Origin of the sequence: Pseudomonas sp. NFACC05-1 (genome assembly GCF_900100135.1) — a bacterium.
Taxonomy (GTDB): Bacteria; Pseudomonadota; Gammaproteobacteria; order Pseudomonadales; family Pseudomonadaceae; genus Aquipseudomonas; species Aquipseudomonas fluorescens_Q.
This window is the reverse complement of record NZ_FMTR01000015.1, coordinates 1-17,392: the sequence shown is the minus strand read 5'-3', so window position 1 is coordinate 17,392 and position 17,392 is coordinate 1. Positions and strand designations below refer to the sequence as shown.

Genomic DNA, 17,392 nt, shown 5'->3' with positions numbered 1-17,392 from the left:
TGCGTCGGCTTTGACGTTCGAAAAGAATCACTTTTTATAGACGATTTCTTTCGTACCGCCCTCACAGGTGCCTACGACTTTTCCGTCGGTCGTTGCGCCTTTATCGACGATTTCCAGCGAATAACCTGACACGCCCCTGGCATCCAGCTTCGCCGCGATTTCGCTTTTCAGCGCTTCGCAGGGCTTGCCGGCCGCAAACGCACCACCGGCAAGGCTCAGCAAACCCAGGGCTACCATCAATTTTTTCATCGCTCGCACTCCTTGGTCGGATCAAATAGGGCAGGTAATGGGAAAAACAGAATGCGCGTACCATAGCGCATCGCCATTCCCTATGGCACTCCGCCAGCGTGCAAGTTCATCGTTCCTCAGCTATTCACAATCCGGAACCCGACTTTGAGGGTGACCTGAAAGTGCGCGGCCCGGCCGTTTTCGATGTGTCCGCGGGTTTCCGTGACTTCGAACCACTCCAAGTGCTTGAGGCTTTTGCTGGCCTCGGCCAGGGCGTTATTGATGGCGTCTTCAATGCTGGTGGGAGACGAGCCGACCAGCTCGACTTTTTTGTAAGTGTGATGATCACTCATGAGGTTCTCCTTGGTTGTTTTTAACAGCCTAGCAGCGATTTTTCGTCATACGTGTGTCGCCGTTTGCGCGCTGAAGTTCAGATTTACTGCACTTTCAGAAACGACCGCAGTCCCAATTCACACACGCCACTCAACCACTGCAGGAGAGAGCCACCATGGCCAGCAATTCGTTACGCAAAGCCTCGTTGCAAAGCATGGAAGCGGAGATCGAGAGTCTGCTCAAGTCGTTGGAAAGCCTGAAGGACGATGCTTCGGACGAGTCGCGTAAGACCCTCAAGTCGCTCAAGGCCAATGCCGAGAACGCCCTGAAACATTCTCGCCATCTGCTCAGCGACGCATATGAAGAGGTCAAGGTGAAAACCCGTGAAACCGGGATCGCCACACGCGACTACGCGCAGGAACACCCATGGACCACAGCGGGTGTCGCGGTCGGTGCGCTTGGTTTGCTGGCTGCTTACTTGCTGTGCAAACGCGGAGACTGAGTCGGTTGGCTCAGCTCATGCCTGAGCCACTGGGCCAATTGCCGAGCGCGTCCATCTGCGGCGCGCTTGGGTAGCCACAACGCCAGTCGCGCCGCCGTTTCATCGAAACCCCACGGCGCGACCAGGCGACCGGCGCGCACGTCCTCAGCCACCAGCGGCTCGGGCGCGATCGCCACGCCGAGCCCCGCTACGGCGGCCTCCAGCAAATAATACAGATGCTCGAATCCTTGCCCGAACTTCAATACCCGGGGATCAAGGTGGTTTTGCTGTGCCCAGGTCGGCCAGGCCTGTGGGCGGGAGGTGGTGTGCAGCAACGATTCGTCCAGCAGCGCGCTGGCCGGTGCGGTCTGCAGGCGGGCAAATCCGGCGTAGTGCGGGCTCATCACGGGGCCGATCCGCTCGCTCACCAGTTCATACACCTGCATGTCGGCCGGCCAGGGTGGTTCGGCGAATACCAGCAAGGCGTCCAGTCCCGGTCGCCTGGGGTCCAGGTCGCCCTCGCCGGCGGACAGGTGCAGGCGCAAATCCGGCAGGTCGGCATTGAGCCTGCCCAGGCGGGGAATAAACCAGCGCGCCAGCAAGCTTCCCGAGCAGCCCAGGACGAACGGGGCATCGGCGGTGCTTTGCGTCAGTTCCGCGCACACGCTGCGTAACCGCTCGAACGCGTCAGTGCTGGCATCACGCAGGCGCATGCCGGCATCTGTGAGTTTCAAGCCGCGTCCATCCTTGATGAACAGGCTGACACCCAAATGTTCTTCCAACACCTTCAGCTGTCGACTTACAGCGCCATGGGTGACGTGCAGCTGTTCGGCCGCCTGGCTTACGCTGTTCAGGCGGGCGGTGGCCTCGAAGGCGCGCAAGGCATTGAGCGGGGGAAGGTCGTGGCTCATGTGATCTGTGAGTTTTTCTGACAGGTTGTGGCGATCTTATCGGTTTTCAGTGGCGGATGTCAGGGGTAGAGTGAACCTCATTGTCTTTCAACGCATTTGCTTGGAGCGCCCGATGACCCAGTCCACGACCTCTTTCAACCTGCGCAGCGGTCCCGATGCCAACGGCCTGTTCGGTGCGTTCGGTGGCCGCTATGTGGCCGAAACCCTGATGCCGCTGATCCTTGATCTGGCCCGCGAATATGAAGTGGCGAAGGAAGATCCTGCCTTCATTGAGGAATTGGCCTACTTCCAGCGCGATTACGTCGGTCGTCCAAGTCCGCTCTACTTCGCCGAGCGCCTGACCGAATACTGCGGCGGCGCCAAGATCTATCTCAAGCGTGAAGAGCTGAACCACACCGGCGCGCACAAGATCAACAACTGCATCGGCCAGATCCTGCTGGCGCGGCGCATGGGCAAGAAACGCATCATCGCCGAGACCGGCGCCGGCATGCACGGCGTGGCGACCGCCACCGTGGCCGCGCGTTTTGGCCTCGATTGCGTGATCTACATGGGCACCACCGACATCGAGCGCCAGCAGGCCAACGTGTTCCGCATGAAGCTGCTGGGCGCCGAAGTGATCCCGGTGGTCGCGGGTACCGGTACCCTCAAAGACGCCATGAACGAGGCCCTGCGCGACTGGGTCACCAACGTTGACAGCACGTTCTACCTGATCGGCACCGTGGCAGGCCCGCATCCGTATCCGGCGATGGTGCGTGACTTCCAGGCCGTGATCGGCAAGGAAACCCGCGATCAACTGCAAGCCCAGGAAGGTCGCCTGCCGGACAGCCTGGTGGCGTGCATCGGCGGCGGCTCCAACGCCATGGGCCTGTTCCACCCGTTCCTGGACGACAAGAGTGTCGAGATCATCGGCGTTGAAGCCGCCGGTTATGGCATCGAGACCGGTAAGCACGCGGCGAGCCTGAACGGCGGCGTCCCCGGTGTACTGCACGGCAACCGCACCTTCCTGTTGCAGGACGACGACGGTCAGATCATCGACGCCCATTCGATTTCCGCAGGTCTCGACTACCCCGGTATCGGTCCGGAACACGCCTGGTTGCACGACATTGGCCGCGTCCAGTACACCTCGGTGACCGATGCCGAAGCCCTGGAAGCCTTTCACAAATGCTGCCGACTGGAAGGGATCATTCCTGCATTGGAAAGCGCCCATGCCCTGGCAGAAGTGTTCAAGCGCGCACCCAACCTGCCGAAGGATCACCTGATGGTGGTCAACCTGTCCGGCCGTGGCGACAAAGACATGCAAACCGTGATGCATCACATGGAACAGTCCCAGCAGGAGAAACACTGATGAGCCGCCTGCAAACCCGTTTTGTCGAACTCAAGGAACAAAACCGTGCTGCCCTGGTGACGTTCGTCACGGCTGGCGACCCGGACTACGACACGTCGCTGGCAATCCTCAAGGGCCTGCCAGCAGCCGGTGCCGATGTCATCGAGCTGGGCATGCCGTTCACCGACCCGATGGCCGACGGCCCGGCGATCCAGTTGGCGAATATTCGTGCCTTGGGCGCCCAGCAGAACCTGGCGAAAACCCTGCAGATGGTTCGTGAGTTCCGCAAAGACAACAGCGAGACACCACTGGTGCTGATGGGGTACTTCAACCCGATCCACCGTTATGGCGTGCAGCGTTTCATTGGCGAGGCGCTGGAATCCGGCGTGGATGGCCTGATCGTTGTGGACATGCCGCCCGAGCACAACAGCGAACTGTGCGAACCGGCCCAGGCAGCTGGCTTGGATTTCATCCGTCTGACCACGCCAACCACCGACGACGTGCGTTTGCCGACGGTGCTCAACGGCAGTTCCGGCTTTGTATATTACGTGTCGGTGGCGGGTGTGACTGGTGCCGGTGCCGCGACGTTGGAGCACGTGGAAAAAGCCGTGGCGCGCTTGCGTCGCCACACCGATTTGCCGATCAGCATTGGTTTCGGTATTCGTACGCCGGAGCAGGCTGCGGCTATCGCACGATTGGCTGATGGGGTGGTGGTTGGCTCGGCGCTGATCGACCATATCGCCAATGCCGATACGGCGGAACAGGCGATTGATGGCGTGTTGAGTTTGTGTGCCGCCCTGGCTGATGGTGTGCGCAAGGCACGTGTCAGCTGATTGTCGATTCGACCCGCAGCACGAAAAAAGGGGTTCAGAGCTTGGTTCTGAACCCCTTTTTGTTATCGCTTCAAGCAGTGCTCGTCAGGGCAATTCCAACCCGCCCCCGGCCTTGTGCAGTTTGCGCAAATGCTCGCCGATCGCTTTCACATTGGCCTCGCTGGCAGCAATTTCAGCGGCGCGACTCGGCTCAAGCAATGCCCGGACTTCCTTGTCCAGGTCGCCTGTCAGCGTTTGAAGCTGTTTCTGACGCAAGCTGCTTTCCGATTCCAGGCGTTGCCACTCGCTGGGTTGTGGCAAGCCGTAGCCGCTGCTGCCCAGCAGTTCGGCCGGACGGCTCAGGAAGCCGCTGTTGGCGAGGATCTGCTGCAGCGTCGCGTTAGCCCTTTCCATGCCGCCGTTTTGCAATTCACGGGCGCCGAGGTAGCGCTGTTTGACTTCATCCTGCGCCAACAACAATTGCCGGCGATAACTGGCTTGTTCCAGCAGTAACAATGCCGCGCTGGTGCGCAGGTCGGCCTGTTCGAACCAGACGCGGCGTTCGGCGGCATCCAGGGCCAGCCAGTCTTCCACTGTTTGCTGCTTGATCGGCAGATACCTCTTCAGCACATCGAACATCGCCTGGTAGCGCTCGCGGAACGAGTCGAAGCGGTAGCCCAGGCGCAAGGCTTCCTTGGGATCATCCAGCACACTGGTATCCGCCAGGCCCCGGCCCTTGAGGACTTCCAACAAGCCGTTGGGCATGATGCTGTCCAGGCCGTTGAGCTGCGCGTTGTTGCTGCCGCTGCGCAGCAGCTTCAAGCTTTCCACTGCGCAGTTATTGGACAGGAAGTAATAGTTGCCGTCGTAGCTCCAATGCATTTCGGCGGCGTGCTCGACCGTCTCCTCGATCTCGGTGCGCGACAGGTTCAGCGGCACCGACGCCAGGCTGCGCAGCTCGGTCTTGGTGTATTCATCGATCACCTGTGCCAACGGCAATACGAACAGGCGCGACGGGTATTTGCCAACCAGCCCGTCCCAACTCGATAGCTGCACATCGCCGACGAAGGCGCGGTACGACAGCACCAGGTGTTGGTCCAGATCCAGTCGGCAGTCCGGGCCACGTGGGCGACCCGGTGCACAGATCACCAGCCGGAGCATGCTGTGGCCCCAGCGGCTCACCCAGTTCTGGTTGGCTTCGGCCAGCAGGTAATCGATGGCATAGACCCGCTCTGGATCAACTTTGCCCAGTGGGGTCTTGGCGAAGTCATTGCCGGCGTTGAGGAACGCGAACGATTGGGCGCAGGTGTCCTTGGCGGCAGGTGCCCAGCCGAAGTGTGCCTGGTAATAGCGATACAGGGCGGGGCGTCGGCAGGCGTAGCTTGGGTCGAGGAGGAAGTACTCCATGTTGACCGCGACGAACTCCTTGGGGCTGCTCGTTTCATAGAGGTCCGGGCTGCGGGCGACCTGGCGGTTGTGCTGTTCCCGCTCACCGCGCCGGCCAACGTATTGTGGCCAGCCGGCGAGGTCCAGCAAGCGAGGATCATCGCTGAGGGTGAAGCGGCGGTCGTTCTGGCCCCGGCATTCATCGGGAAGGCCGATCAAGCCGGCGCTGCTGTTGCGTCGAGTGCAACGCTGGATCAGCGTACGCTCGGCATCTGGCCATAGACGCGAGCGGTCATAAATGTGGGTCAGTTCGTGCAGGACGGTGGCGAGCATTTCCCGGCGCACGGTGCCGTGGGGGCGATGGGTCTTTTGCCTCGCGGCGCTGCCGTCGACAAGGCTGTCGAGCAGGTTGCTGTTGAGGTCCAGTTGCGACACCAGCGATGCCTGGCCGTAGGCGTTGGCGGGCATCTGGTCGGTCCAGCCGACATCGATGCGTCGGTCCAGTCGCGCGATGAAGCGCGGCGGCAGCGCCTGCATGGCTTCATCGAGCAGCGCCTGGCTGGCCTGCTGTTGCGCCGGGCTCAGGCCTTCGACGTTGAGGTGCAGTTGCAGGCCGGCCTGGGCCAGGCTGCTCGTGAGCAGCAAGACCCCGGCCGCCAGCCAGGCGGCGAACCGCCTCACAATGCGAGGATGGCTTCGGCGAGAACCTGGTCACTGGCGTCGCGGGCTTCCGGCACGCGGGTGCGCAAGGTGTCGAAGGCGGCCTCGAGATGAGCGCCACGAATTTCACCATTGCTGGCGACAAAACTGGCCGCATCGTCGTGGGCTTCGCGGACGATTTTCGAATCACGGATGGAGGTGGTGGTGTCGGAAGTGAAATCGATCGTGCGCTGGGAAGCGCGAACGATGATGTTACTGGTGGCTACCAGGGTATGTGCCTGGGCCACATCGGCCAACACCAGCAGGCCTAGGGCGGCAGCAATCAGCGGGCTACGCATGGAACGACTCCGGAGAAATAAGGATAACTATTGGACGAGAATTGCCTGTGCCAGTTCAAGGTCGCTGACGTGAAGTTTTGGCTGGGTCCGGCGCAGGTAATCCAAGGCCGATTCCAGTTGTGCACCTCGCAGTTGCCCGTCGCTGGCGACGAATGCCGCGGCGTCATCGTGAGCGGCGACGATCAGTTTATGGTCGAAGGGCGCAGAGGTCACCATGCTCGTGGCATAGCCGCTGACCACCACTTGCTGGGTGGACACATCGAAAGCATGGGCCGGAACAGACCAGCAAAAAACTACGAAGAAAGACGCGATGAACAGATCTGAGTAAAAACGCATGGGGCTCGACGGTTGATGGCGAGCCTGAAGGCTAGCGCAAACCTGCGGGCCAGAGCCAGCGTTGAAACATCGGAACACCATTTGGCGCCCGATGTTTCATGTTGCATCAGATCACCAGGATCGCCTGGGCCAGCTGTGCATCGGTGGCGTTGAGCTGTGGTGCCTGCTGGCGGATGTAGTCCAGGGCACTTTCCAGTTTCACACCACGGATGGCGCCTTCGCTGGCCACGAAGCTGGCAGCGTCGTCACGGGCGGCTTGAACGATCTTGTTGTCACGCAGGGATGAGGTTGCATCGGAGGTCACGTCGGAGGTGGCCTTGAGTGCTCCGACGATGGAGTCGGTGGTGACGATGAAGCTGCTGGCGTTGGAGTGGGCGGCTACGGCCAGCAGGGCAACTGCGCTGAGCAGGCGGAGACGGATCATGAGGAAACTCCTTGAAGGATGAGGTGATACCGGTGCGTGTAGCTGGAAGAGGAGACGCATGCTCGACTCGCTTCGCCACGTTCGCATCGATATTAGGACAGAAAGCGTTGGCTGACAGCCCTTTGCGACGGTCACCGGCAGGATGATGCCCGCATTGGGCGCTACGGTTCAAGCTTAACTGTACTGGTATGTTTTTTGATTGTGCAAAACTGTTGTGTCTCTCAGGTCTTCCAAAAAAAACGGGCCCGGAAACGACAAGACCCGTCGCGGTTTCCCGCGACGGGTCTTGTTTGTTCAATTCGGTGCTGGCGGTGGACCCGGTGGGTCAGGGCCAGCGACGCTGAGTTAGCGCCAGAACGGCTTGCTCAGCTCTTCGTAACGTTGTGCTTCGCTGATACCGGCGTCAGCCAGCAGGCGCGAATCCAGACGAGCCAGTTGATGGCGGCTGGCGATGCGGCGCTGCCACAACATCAGGTTAGCGATAACGCGAAGAGGCAGGGAAGCCTGGTTTTTTTCAGCTTTGTCTTCGAAAAACAGCTCGGAACTGAGTGTACGTTCCATGGTTGACATCCTTCCGCTTGTGGCGGGATTAGGTAGTGGTTTAACTGGTGCCCATGATCCTCTCGTTTGGCCAGTCTCTCTAGATACAGTTCACCTGTATTGTGAGAGACCAGTTAACTGTTAAAGAGCGGTGTACTGGTCAATATTGAGGCAACTGTACCTGTCTGCACGTTATTGGTGCGTTTTAGGTGATTGTTTGATGTTTTGTGGGAAAAGACTGTAAGAAAACACCGGTACAGCAGTACAGTTTTTGTTGCATCAGGCTCGAGTGAGGGCCTTCAAGCAAAACTGTATTTGCGATAGCGGTGATCCAGCTGTATCAGACGGCCAACATGCGCCCGGTTTCTTCTAGGTTGACGTGCCAACTCAGTGCATCGCGCAGGATATGCGGGGTGTGCCCACCCAGGGCGCACGCTGCTTCGAAATAATCATTCAACGCTTGGCGGTAGGACGGGTGCACACAATTGTCGATGACCACTCGTGCCCGCTCCCTTGGCGCCAGGCCACGCAGGTCGGCCAGGCCGATCTCGGTCACCAGGATGTCGACATCGTGCTCGGTATGGTCCACATGGCTGACCATCGGCACGACACTGGAAATGGCGCCGCCCTTGGCAATCGACTTGGTCACGAAAATCGCTAAGTGGGCGTTGCGGGCGAAATCCCCCGAACCGCCAATGCCGTTCATCATCCGAGTGCCGCAGATGTGGGTGGAGTTGACGTTGCCGTACAGGTCGAACTCCAGCGCGGTGTTGATACCGATGATGCCCAGGCGGCGTACGACCTCGGGATGGTTGGAGATCTCCTGTGGGCGCAGGACCAGTTTGTCCTTGTACCTTTCCAGATTTCCGAATACATCGGCGTTGCGTCGACTCGACAGCGTGATAGAGCTGCCGGAGGCGAAGCTCAGCTTGCCAGCGTCGATCAAGTCAAATGTCGAGTCCTGCAGGACCTCGGAATACATGGTCAAGTCTTCGAACGGGGAATCGATCAGCCCGCACATCACGGCGTTGGCGATGTTGCCAATCCCGGCCTGCAACGGCCCGAGCTTGTTGGTCATGCGCCCGGCCGCAACTTCCTGCTTGAAGAAGTCGATCAGATGATCGGCGATTGCCTGGGTGTCGCTGTCCGGTGACGCGACGGTGGAAGGCGAGTCCCCTTGGTTGGTGATGACAATGGCGGCAATTTTTTCCGGCGGGATCGGGATGGCAGGGCTTCCAATGCGATCGTCGACCTTCACCAGGGGGATGGGGGTGCGGGTCGGGCGATAAGTCGGGATATAGATGTCGTGCAGCCCTTCCAGGTTCGGGTTGTGGGCCATGTTGATCTCGATGATCACTTGCCGGGCGAAGATGGCGAAACTGGCCGAATTACCTACCGATGTGGTCGGTACGATATGCCCTTGCTCGGTGATGGCCACCGCTTCGATCACGGCAATGTCGGGCAGCTTGAGCTGGCCGTTGCGCAGTTGTTCAACGGTTTCCGAGAGATGCTGGTCGATGAACATCACCTCGCCTGCGTTGATCGCTTTGCGCAACGTGCTGTCGACCTGGAATGGCATGCGCCGCGCCAGCACGCCGGCCTCGGTGAGTTCCTTGTCGAGGTCGTTACCCAGGCTCGCGCCCGTCATCAGGCTGATTTTCAGCGGAGTGACCTTGGCGCGCTCAGCCAGGGCGTGGGGCACTGCTTTCGCTTCTCCGGCGCGGGTAAAGCCGCTCATGCCGACGGTCATGCCGTCCTGAATCAACAAGGCTGCTTCGGCAGCACTCATCACTTTATTCAATAACGAAGGCAAGCGGATGCGATCACGGTACATAGGTTGTTATCTCGGGCTGGAAAGCAAGATGCGCAGTCTAGTGAATTCGCGCGGTGCCCGACCCGCTACAAAGGTCGCATTTAAGGCCTCTATTACGGGCGTTTCAGGCAAAACATTATTACCGGATCGGTAACGTTCGGCCTTGATACAAATCAAAACGCCCCGACGAGTCGGGGCGTTGATGGCGAAGCCGTGAGCGTTATTCCACTGCTTTGACCATGTCTTCGATGACCTTCTTGGCGTCACCGAACACCATCATGGTCTTGTCGAGATAGAACAGCTCGTTGTCCAGGCCCGCATAGCCGCTGGCCATCGAGCGCTTGTTGACGATGATGGTCTTGGCCTTGAAGGCTTCGAGGATCGGCATGCCGGCAATCGGCGACTTCGGATCGTTCTTCGCCGCCGGGTTGACCACATCGTTGGCGCCAAGCACCAGCACCACGTCGGCCTGGCCGAACTCGGAGTTGATGTCTTCCATCTCGAACACCTGGTCGTAAGGCACTTCGGCCTCGGCTAGCAGGACGTTCATGTGCCCGGGCATGCGACCAGCCACCGGGTGGATCGCGTATTTGACGGTTACGCCGTGGTGGGTCAGCTTCTCGGTCAGTTCTTTCAACGCGTGCTGCGCCCGGGCCACTGCCAGGCCGTAGCCCGGGACGATGATCACCGTGTCGGCGTTGGTCAGTAGGAAGGTTGCGTCGTCAGCCGAGCCGGATTTCACCGGACGGGCTTCTTTGGAGCCTGCCGGGCCGGCAGCATCTGCGGTGTTGCCGAAACCGCCGAGCAACACGTTGAAGAACGAACGGTTCATCGCCTTGCACATGATGTACGACAGGATCGCACCGCTCGAACCCACCAGCGAACCGGCGATGATCAGCATCGAGTTGTTCAGTGAGAAGCCAATGCCCGCTGCGGCCCAACCGGAATAACTGTTGAGCATCGAGACCACCACCGGCATGTCCGCACCGCCGATCGGGATGATGATCAGCACGCCCAGAACAAACGCCAGGGCCAGCATCAAGGCGAACGCGCCGAGGTTGCCGGTGAACATGAACATCAGGCCCAGGCCCAGCGTCGCCAGGCCCAGGATCAGGTTGAGCTTGTGCTGGCCACCAAACTGTACCGGTGCGCCCTGGAACAGGCGGAACTTGTACTTGCCCGAGAGCTTGCCGAACGCGATCACCGAACCGGAGAAGGTGATTGCACCAATGGCTGCGCCGAGGAACAGCTCCAGACGGTTACCGGCGGGGATCGAATCACCCAGCTGCTTGACGATACCCAGGGACTGCGGCTCGACGACGGCGGCGATGGCAATGAACACCGCCGCCAGGCCGATCATGCTGTGCATGAACGCCACCAGCTCCGGCATCTTGGTCATCTCGACGCGCTTGGCCATGATCGAGCCCGCGGTGCCGCCGATCAGCAGGCCGACGATGACGTAGCCGATGCCGGCAGTCGCCAGCTCAGCACCGAGCTTATAGATAAGGCCCACAGTGGTGAGCACCGCCAGCGCCATGCCGAGCATGCCGAACAGGTTGCCACGGCGAGAGGTGGTGGGGTGGGACAGGCCTTTGAGGGCCTGGATGAAGCAGATTGACGCGATCAGGTAGAGCGTCGTTACCAGGTTCATGCTCATTACTTGGGCGCCTCTTCTTTTACGGCTTTCGGGGCTTTTTTCTTGAACATCTCGAGCATGCGGCGCGTCACGAGGAAGCCACCGAAGACGTTCACCGCGGCCAGGGCCACGGCGAGGGTGCCCATGGTCTTGCCCAGAGGCGTTACGGTCAGTGCGGCAGCGAGCATGGCGCCGACGATCACGATCGCCGAAATGGCGTTGGTCACCGCCATCAACGGCGTGTGCAGTGCAGGTGTCACGTTCCAGACCACGTGGTAACCGACATAAATCGCCAGCACAAAGATGATCAGGTTGTAGATACCGGGGGAGATAAGCTCTTCCATTGTCTGAATCCCTGCTTAGGCGTTTTTACGGATGACTTGGCCGTCGCGGCACATCAGGCACGCGGCAACAATGTCGTCTTCCAGGTTCACGTCGAACTGACCTTCCTTGGTGAAGACCAGCTTCAGGAAGTCCAGCAGGTTACGGGCGTACAGCGCCGAAGCGTCGGCCGCGACTTCACCGGCCAGGTTGGTCGGGCCGCAAATGGTCACGCCATTCTCGATCACGACCTGGTCGGCCACGGTCAGCGGGCAGTTACCGCCCTGGGCTGCCGCGAGGTCGATGACCACCGAGCCAGGTTTCATCTGCGCGACGGTTTCGGCACTCAGCAGCGTCGGTGCCTTGCGGCCCGGAATCAGTGCGGTGGTGATGACGATATCCGCCTGCTTGGCGCGCTCGTGCACCGCTTGGGCCTGGCGCTGCATCCAGCTGGCCGGCATGGGCCGGGCGTAACCACCGACGCCGACGGCGCATTCACGCTCTTCGTCGGTTTCGTAAGGCACATCGACGAATTTGGCGCCGAGGGATTCGATTTGTTCCTTGACCGCCGGACGCACATCCGAAGCCTCGATCACTGCGCCCAGGCGCTTGGCGGTGGCAATCGCCTGCAACCCCGCCACGCCCGCGCCGAGAATCAGCACGCGCGCCGCTTTCACGGTGCCCGCTGCCGTCATCAGCATCGGCATGAAGCGCGGATAGTGATGAGCGGCGAGCAGCACGGCCTTGTAGCCGGCAATGTTCGCTTGAGACGACAGCACATCCAGGCTTTGGGCACGGGAGGTACGTGGCGCAGCCTCAAGGGCGAAAGCGGTAATGCCGCGTTCGGCCAGCTTGGCGATGGTTTCGTTGTTGAACGGATTGAGCATGCCCACCAGAACGGTGCCGCTCTTGATCAGCGTCAGTTCGCTGTCGCTGGGGGCCACCACCTTGAGGATCAGTTCGGCCCCGAATGCATCACTGGCGCTGCCAATGGTTGCGCCCGCCGCCTCATAGGCACTGTCAATTACGCTGGCCTTGATACCGGCGCCGCTTTGGACAGTGACTTTATGGCCTTGGCCGATCAACTTCTTGATGGTTTCCGGGGTAGCAGCAACCCGTGTTTCACCCGTTTGGGTTTCGAGGGGAACACCAATGTGCACGTCAAATCTCCTGCGTGATCTTATTGAGTAAACCCAGGCACTTCGGATGGTGCGGCTGGGGCGGCCGATCAGCACGATCCCGCCAAACCAGGCGGGGCGCGGCATTTTGCAGGCGAAAATTCAGCCCTTCAAGGGATTATGACGGGTGACGGAAAATTAACTACAAGTCACCCTGTGACCGAATGTCGCAATTATCGAACGGCAGCCCTTGTGGGCCGTGCTTTCCAAGGATTCAGGTCCAAATTGACAATTTTTCCCATCGGCCAGATGAATAAGCGCTGATGCATTGCGCGATATGGCTCCAGGCCATGTATTTAGACGCTTTGGAGACTACTGCACGGGTTCGGTAACAGATTGACTGAATGCGACATAAACTTATATCTGTAGCGACCTCTGTTAGTTTACTACCTAAGTCTGTTTTCGTTTTTTTATTAATAATCAATAAGATAGCCGTTGGCTTGTTTCACGAGCCAGTCACGAAAAGCCCGAAGGGAGGCGGATTCAACCTTTCGCTCCGGAATCATCAGGTAATAGGCCTTGATGCTCGACAGCGCGTTACGGTTGGCCACGACCAGTCGTTTCTCTGCCAGTTCGCGTTGAATCAAAAAGGGCGGAATCAGCGCGATACCCATGTCGTGCATAGCCGCTTGGGCGAGCATGGAGAATAGTTCATAACGCGGCCCTGTCAGGTCTCGCGCAATATTCAGGTTCTGGGCGTTGAACCACTGGCGCCACGCATACGGGCGAGTCGTCTGCTGGAGCAAGGGCAATTCGGCGATGGCCTCTGGTGTCAGGCTCGTCCGGCCTCCCAGTAAGGTAGGGCTGCATACCGGCATCGGATTTTCGCCCATCAGCTTGTGGGATTCGGTGCCGGACCAGTCCGCATCACCAAAATAGATAGCGGCGTCAAACTCTGTGTCCGCAAAGAGAAAGGGCCGTGTGCGGTTGGTCAGGTTGACGGTGACTTCCGGATGCTGCTGCTGGAAATCCTTGAGGCGTGGTAGCAGCCATTGAGTGCCGAAAGTTGGCACCACGGCCAGTTCGATCACGTTCGCACCGGTATGCCCCATCACCGAAAGAGCGTCGCGCTCGACGGCATCCAGTTGGGTGGCAACTCGACGGCTGTAGGAAAGGCCGGCTTCGGTCAGTTTGACGCCTCGACGTGAGCGTCGGAAAAGCTCCACGCTGAGGAAGTCTTCCAGGCTGGCGATTTGTCGGCAGATAGCGCCTTGGGTAAGAGAAAGCTCGTGCGCCGCCTTGGTGAAGCTCTCATGACGTGCGGCAGCCTCGAAACTGATCAGGGCGGTGGTGCTGGGGATTTTACGGCGCATGTACACAAGCCTCACTCAATATCGACATAAACGGGGTTTATGGCGTTTACGGAGTGAGAAATTAGCACAAGATAGTGCGCAATCCTCGTTTGCCCTTGTAGGAAAGCGCGCCTAGGATCAATCCACGATTTTCATCTAATTGGCGAGGACTCTTTCATGGCCGGTAAAGCGAGCTTCAACTGGATCGATCCATTGTTGCTGGATCAGCAGCTCACCGAAGAAGAACGCATGATCCGCGACACTGCCGAGCAGTTCGCCCAGCAAAAGCTCGCGCCGCGGGTGCTGGAAGCGTTCCGCCATGAGAAGACCGACCCGGCGATCTTCCGCGAGATGGGTGAAGTGGGCCTGCTGGGGGCAACCATTCCTGAACAGTACGGCGGCAGTGGGCTGAACTACGTCAGCTATGGCCTGATCGCTCGCGAAGTCGAGCGCGTCGATTCCGGTTATCGCTCAATGATGAGCGTGCAGTCTTCGCTGGTCATGGTGCCGATCAATGAATTCGGTACCGAAGCGCAAAAACAGAAGTATCTGCCAAAGCTGGCGTCTGGTGAATGGATCGGTTGCTTTGGTCTGACCGAGCCGAACCATGGTTCCGACCCGGGTGCGATGATTACTCGTGCGCGCAAAGTGGAAGGCGGCTACAGCCTGACGGGTAGCAAAATGTGGATCACCAACAGTCCGATCGCCGATGTGTTTGTCGTCTGGGGTAAGGATGACGCTGGCGATATCCGCGGCTTCGTTCTCGAAAAGGGCTGGAAGGGTCTAAGTGCACCGGCTATTCATGGCAAGGTCGGCCTGCGCGCCTCCATCACTGGCGAAATCGTCATGGACAACGTATTCGTTCCGGAAGAGAACATTTTTCCCGATGTCCGCGGCCTGAAGGGCCCGTTTACCTGCCTGAACTCGGCGCGTTATGGCATCTCCTGGGGGGCTTTGGGGGCAGCTGAGTTCTGCTGGCATACCGCTCGCCAGTACACGCTGGACCGACAGCAGTTTGGGCGTCCTCTGGCTGCCAATCAGTTGATCCAGAAGAAACTGGCCGACATGCAGACCGAAATCACCCTGGCCTTGCAGGGATGCTTGCGCCTGGGGCGTATGAAAGATGAAGGCACGGCGGCGGTCGAGATCACCTCGATCATGAAGCGCAACTCCTGCGGCAAGTCCCTGGATATCGCTCGCATGGCGAGGGACATGCTGGGTGGCAACGGTATTTCCGATGAGTTCGGCATTGCTCGTCATCTCGTGAACCTGGAAGTCGTAAACACCTATGAAGGTACCCACGACGTTCATGCGCTGATCCTGGGGCGTGCGCAAACCGGTATCCAGGCGTTCTATTAATAGGAGAACGGTCATGGGCGCGCTTTCACATCTGCGGGTATTGGATTTATCGAGAGTCCTGGCCGGGCCGTGGGCCGGACAGATCCTGGCGGACCTGGGGGCTGATGTCATCAAGGTCGAGCGTCCCGGCAATGGTGACGATACGCGCGCCTGGGGGCCGCCCTTCCTTAAGGATGCCCGAGGCGAGAACACGACCGAGGCTGCTTATTATCTGTCGGCCAATCGCAACAAACAGTCGGTGACCATCGATTTCACGCGTCCAGAAGGGCAGCGGCTGGTGCGAGAGCTGGCGGCTAAGTCCGATATCCTGATCGAAAACTTCAAAGTTGGCGGGCTGGCGGCTTATGGTCTGGACTACGAGTCGCTAAAGGCGATCAATCCGCAATTGATCTATTGCTCGATCACTGGGTTTGGCCAGACGGGCCCTTATGCCAAGCGTGCCGGGTATGACTTCATGATTCAGGGGTTGGGGGGCTTGATGAGCCTGACCGGCCGCCCAGAGGGCGATGAGGGGGCGGGGCCGGTGAAGGTGGGAGTCGCGCTGACGGATATCCTCACGGGGCTGTATTCGACTGCTGCTATTTTGGCGGCGCTGGCTCATCGGGATCATGCCGGCGGCGGCCAGCACATCGATATGGCCTTGCTGGATGTCCAAGTGGCTTGCCTGGCCAATCAGGCGATGAATTACCTGACCACAGGTCATGCGCCGAAGCGGTTGGGCAATGCTCATCCGAACATCGTGCCTTATCAGGATTTTCCTACGGCCGATGGCGATTTCATCCTTACGGTGGGTAACGACGGCCAGTTCCGAAAATTCGCTGAGGTTGCAGGTCAGCCGCAGTGGGCCGACGATCCGCGTTTTGCCACAAACAAGCTGCGGGTGGCGAATCGGGCGGTGTTGATTCCGTTGATTCGCCAGGCGACGGTGTTCAAGACTACCGCCGAGTGGGTGGCTCAGTTGGAGCAGGCGGGTGTGCCGTGTGGGCCAATCAACGATCTGGCCCAGGTGTTTGCCGATCCTCAGGTGCAGGCGCGTGGATTGGCGATGGAATTGCCTCACGTATTGGCTGGGAGCGTGCCGCAGGTGGCCAGTCCGATTCGACTCTCCGAGACGCCGGTGGAATATCGCAATGCGCCCCCTTTATTAGGGGAGCATACGCTGGAGGTCTTGCAGCGAGTGTTGGGGTTGGACGAAGTCGCGGTGACGGCGTTCAGAGAGGCGGGGGTTCTATGAGTCTTCTCTTCTATATAGAGGACGATTCATAAGGGCGAAAGCAGTGGGTTTGCCAGTGTTGCGCAACTTATTGATAGAAAAGCGAAATTAAGGGTTGACGGCAGATTCTGGAAGTCTATAATTCGCCCCACTTCCGGCGCAGTAGAAACGGAAAACTCCTTGAGATTCAATGAGTTACCATTGTTTTGAAGGTGTCGGGCTTCAGTTCATCGAAGCCAGGAAGGAGTTGATAAGGCGGTGTTGTTTGGCCTTGTCAGCGGTTCGATCGTCTCGGTCGAAAGCGGAGAAAAAGAGGTGTTGACAGCAGCGAGTAACGCTGTAGAATTCGCCTCCCGCTAACGAGAGATCGGAAGCGCAAGTGGTTGAAGTTGCAAAGGAAACTTTGAAAACTTCTTAAAATAACCGCTTGACAGATACACGGGACGCTGTAGAATGCGCGCCTCGGTTGAGACGAAAGACTCAGCCAGCCGCTCTTTAACAACTGAATCAAGCAATTCGTGTGGGTGCTTGTGGAGTCAGACTGCTAGTCAACAGATTATCAGCATCACAAGTTACTCCGCGAGAAATCAAAGATGTAACCAACGATTGCTGAGCCAAGTTTAGGGTTTTCTCAAAACCCAAAGATGTTTGAACTGAAGAGTTTGATCATGGCTCAGATTGAACGCTGGCGGCAGGCCTAACACATGCAAGTCGAGCGGTAGAGAGAAGCTTGCTTCTCTTGAGAGCGGCGGACGGGTGAGTAATGCCTAGGAATCTGCCTGGTAGTGGGGGATAACGCTCGGAAAC

18 protein-coding genes and 1 rRNA gene are annotated in these 17,392 nt (G+C 59.0%); 6 read left to right on the top strand and 13 right to left on the bottom strand.

The features are described 5' to 3' along the window. Positions 1-27 precede the first annotated feature (27 nt). Complete coding sequence (locus BLO97_RS20430) at positions 28-249, bottom strand: DUF1161 domain-containing protein (protein WP_092150688.1); 222 nt, start codon at positions 247-249, stop codon at positions 28-30. 116 nt (positions 250-365) lie between these two features. Then, on the bottom strand, positions 366-581 hold the full coding sequence (locus BLO97_RS20425) for a dodecin (RefSeq protein WP_003196424.1): 216 nt from the start codon (positions 579-581) through the stop codon (positions 366-368). 155 nt (positions 582-736) lie between these two features. Here BLO97_RS20425 and BLO97_RS20420 point away from each other — a divergent pair, with 155 nt between their 5' ends. Beyond that, positions 737-1,063: an ElaB/YgaM/YqjD family protein gene (locus BLO97_RS20420; protein WP_003196426.1), complete on the top strand. Its 327-nt coding sequence runs from the start codon at positions 737-739 to the stop codon at positions 1,061-1,063. Here the strand turns inward: BLO97_RS20420 and BLO97_RS20415 are convergent. Further along, positions 1,036-1,953: a LysR family transcriptional regulator gene (locus BLO97_RS20415; protein ID WP_063323535.1), complete on the bottom strand. Its 918-nt coding sequence runs from the start codon at positions 1,951-1,953 to the stop codon at positions 1,036-1,038. The genes BLO97_RS20420 and BLO97_RS20415 overlap by 28 nt on opposite strands. Positions 1,954-2,065: 112 nt before the next feature. Between BLO97_RS20415 and trpB the strand changes: the two genes are divergently transcribed. Together trpB and trpA are read left to right on the top strand one after the other, a co-directional pair. Beyond that, positions 2,066-3,298, top strand: a complete 1,233-nt coding sequence (trpB, locus tag BLO97_RS20410; protein WP_092225704.1) for a tryptophan synthase subunit beta — start codon at positions 2,066-2,068, stop codon at positions 3,296-3,298. Next, entirely contained in the window at positions 3,298-4,110 is an 813-nt protein-coding gene (gene trpA / locus BLO97_RS20405; RefSeq protein ID WP_092347695.1) for a tryptophan synthase subunit alpha, read from the top strand. Before trpB ends, trpA begins: the two co-directional genes overlap by 1 nt. An 84-nt stretch (positions 4,111-4,194) precedes the next feature. On the opposite strand, the gene BLO97_RS20400 is transcribed toward trpA, so the two are convergent. The 10 genes from BLO97_RS20400 to BLO97_RS20355 form a co-directional block, all read right to left on the bottom strand. Continuing rightward, on the bottom strand, positions 4,195-6,156 hold the full coding sequence (locus BLO97_RS20400) for a DUF7844 domain-containing protein (protein WP_092347692.1): 1,962 nt from the start codon (positions 6,154-6,156) through the stop codon (positions 4,195-4,197). Next, complete coding sequence (locus tag BLO97_RS20395; protein WP_003187020.1) at positions 6,153-6,473, bottom strand: DUF2388 domain-containing protein; 321 nt, start codon at positions 6,471-6,473, stop codon at positions 6,153-6,155. The genes BLO97_RS20400 and BLO97_RS20395 overlap by 4 nt, the downstream gene beginning before the upstream one ends. A gap of 27 nt (positions 6,474-6,500) precedes the next feature. Then, positions 6,501-6,809 carry a DUF2388 domain-containing protein gene (locus tag BLO97_RS20390; RefSeq protein WP_063323531.1) on the bottom strand — a complete coding sequence of 103 codons (309 nt, stop codon included), beginning with the start codon at positions 6,807-6,809 and terminating at the stop codon, positions 6,501-6,503. Between the two features lie 106 nt (positions 6,810-6,915). Beyond that, positions 6,916-7,233 carry a DUF2388 domain-containing protein gene (locus tag BLO97_RS20385; RefSeq protein ID WP_003196441.1) on the bottom strand — a complete coding sequence of 106 codons (318 nt, stop codon included), beginning with the start codon at positions 7,231-7,233 and terminating at the stop codon, positions 6,916-6,918. A gap of 345 nt (positions 7,234-7,578) precedes the next feature. Then, complete coding sequence (locus BLO97_RS20380) at positions 7,579-7,794, bottom strand: DUF1127 domain-containing protein (RefSeq protein WP_003187014.1); 216 nt, start codon at positions 7,792-7,794, stop codon at positions 7,579-7,581. A 319-nt stretch (positions 7,795-8,113) separates the two neighbouring features. Continuing rightward, positions 8,114-9,607: an acetyl-CoA hydrolase/transferase family protein gene (locus BLO97_RS20375; protein WP_003196443.1), complete on the bottom strand. Its 1,494-nt coding sequence runs from the start codon at positions 9,605-9,607 to the stop codon at positions 8,114-8,116. A gap of 199 nt (positions 9,608-9,806) precedes the next feature. Continuing rightward, complete coding sequence (locus BLO97_RS20370) at positions 9,807-11,243, bottom strand: NAD(P)(+) transhydrogenase (Re/Si-specific) subunit beta (protein ID WP_063323529.1); 1,437 nt, start codon at positions 11,241-11,243, stop codon at positions 9,807-9,809. Next, a complete protein-coding gene (locus BLO97_RS20365) occupies positions 11,243-11,566 on the bottom strand; it encodes an NAD(P) transhydrogenase subunit alpha part 2 (RefSeq protein WP_003187010.1) in 324 nt (107 codons plus the stop codon). Before BLO97_RS20365 ends, BLO97_RS20370 begins: the two co-directional genes overlap by 1 nt. A 15-nt stretch (positions 11,567-11,581) precedes the next feature. After that, positions 11,582-12,703 (bottom strand): Re/Si-specific NAD(P)(+) transhydrogenase subunit alpha, encoded by a 1,122-nt coding sequence (locus BLO97_RS20360; RefSeq protein ID WP_047230082.1) that lies wholly within the window; start codon positions 12,701-12,703, stop codon positions 11,582-11,584. Positions 12,704-13,134: 431 nt separating this feature from the next. Next, a complete protein-coding gene (locus BLO97_RS20355; RefSeq protein ID WP_063323528.1) occupies positions 13,135-14,034 on the bottom strand; it encodes a LysR family transcriptional regulator in 900 nt (299 codons plus the stop codon). A 156-nt stretch (positions 14,035-14,190) separates the two neighbouring features. Between BLO97_RS20355 and BLO97_RS20350 the strand changes: the two genes are divergently transcribed. The 3 genes from BLO97_RS20350 to BLO97_RS20335 all read left to right on the top strand — a co-directional run. After that, a complete protein-coding gene (locus BLO97_RS20350) occupies positions 14,191-15,372 on the top strand; it encodes an acyl-CoA dehydrogenase (RefSeq protein WP_014335919.1) in 1,182 nt (393 codons plus the stop codon). 13 nt (positions 15,373-15,385) lie between these two features. Further along, entirely contained in the window at positions 15,386-16,606 is a 1,221-nt protein-coding gene (locus BLO97_RS20345; protein ID WP_092150697.1) for a CaiB/BaiF CoA transferase family protein, read from the top strand. A 629-nt stretch (positions 16,607-17,235) separates the two neighbouring features. Further along, a 16S ribosomal RNA gene (locus tag BLO97_RS20335) occupies positions 17,236-17,392 on the top strand; the annotation flags it as partial.

Coding starts and splice junctions, on each gene's coding strand:
- BLO97_RS20430 (WP_092150688.1), bottom strand. CDS start 249: ATGAAAAAATTGATGGTAGCCCTGGGTTTGCTGAGCCTTGCCGGTGGT.
- BLO97_RS20425 (WP_003196424.1), bottom strand. CDS start 581: ATGAGTGATCATCACACTTACAAAAAAGTCGAGCTGGTCGGCTCGTCT.
- BLO97_RS20420 (WP_003196426.1), top strand. CDS start 737: ATGGCCAGCAATTCGTTACGCAAAGCCTCGTTGCAAAGCATGGAAGCG.
- BLO97_RS20415 (WP_063323535.1), bottom strand. CDS start 1,953: ATGAGCCACGACCTTCCCCCGCTCAATGCCTTGCGCGCCTTCGAGGCC.
- trpB (WP_092225704.1), top strand. CDS start 2,066: ATGACCCAGTCCACGACCTCTTTCAACCTGCGCAGCGGTCCCGATGCC.
- trpA (WP_092347695.1), top strand. CDS start 3,298: ATGAGCCGCCTGCAAACCCGTTTTGTCGAACTCAAGGAACAAAACCGT.
- BLO97_RS20395 (WP_003187020.1), bottom strand. CDS start 6,473: ATGCGTAGCCCGCTGATTGCTGCCGCCCTAGGCCTGCTGGTGTTGGCC.
- BLO97_RS20390 (WP_063323531.1), bottom strand. CDS start 6,809: ATGCGTTTTTACTCAGATCTGTTCATCGCGTCTTTCTTCGTAGTTTTT.
- BLO97_RS20385 (WP_003196441.1), bottom strand. CDS start 7,233: ATGATCCGTCTCCGCCTGCTCAGCGCAGTTGCCCTGCTGGCCGTAGCC.
- BLO97_RS20380 (WP_003187014.1), bottom strand. CDS start 7,794: ATGGAACGTACACTCAGTTCCGAGCTGTTTTTCGAAGACAAAGCTGAA.
- BLO97_RS20375 (WP_003196443.1), bottom strand. CDS start 9,607: ATGTACCGTGATCGCATCCGCTTGCCTTCGTTATTGAATAAAGTGATG.
- BLO97_RS20370 (WP_063323529.1), bottom strand. CDS start 11,243: ATGAGCATGAACCTGGTAACGACGCTCTACCTGATCGCGTCAATCTGC.
- BLO97_RS20365 (WP_003187010.1), bottom strand. CDS start 11,566: ATGGAAGAGCTTATCTCCCCCGGTATCTACAACCTGATCATCTTTGTG.
- BLO97_RS20355 (WP_063323528.1), bottom strand. CDS start 14,034: ATGCGCCGTAAAATCCCCAGCACCACCGCCCTGATCAGTTTCGAGGCT.
- BLO97_RS20350 (WP_014335919.1), top strand. CDS start 14,191: ATGGCCGGTAAAGCGAGCTTCAACTGGATCGATCCATTGTTGCTGGAT.
- BLO97_RS20345 (WP_092150697.1), top strand. CDS start 15,386: ATGGGCGCGCTTTCACATCTGCGGGTATTGGATTTATCGAGAGTCCTG.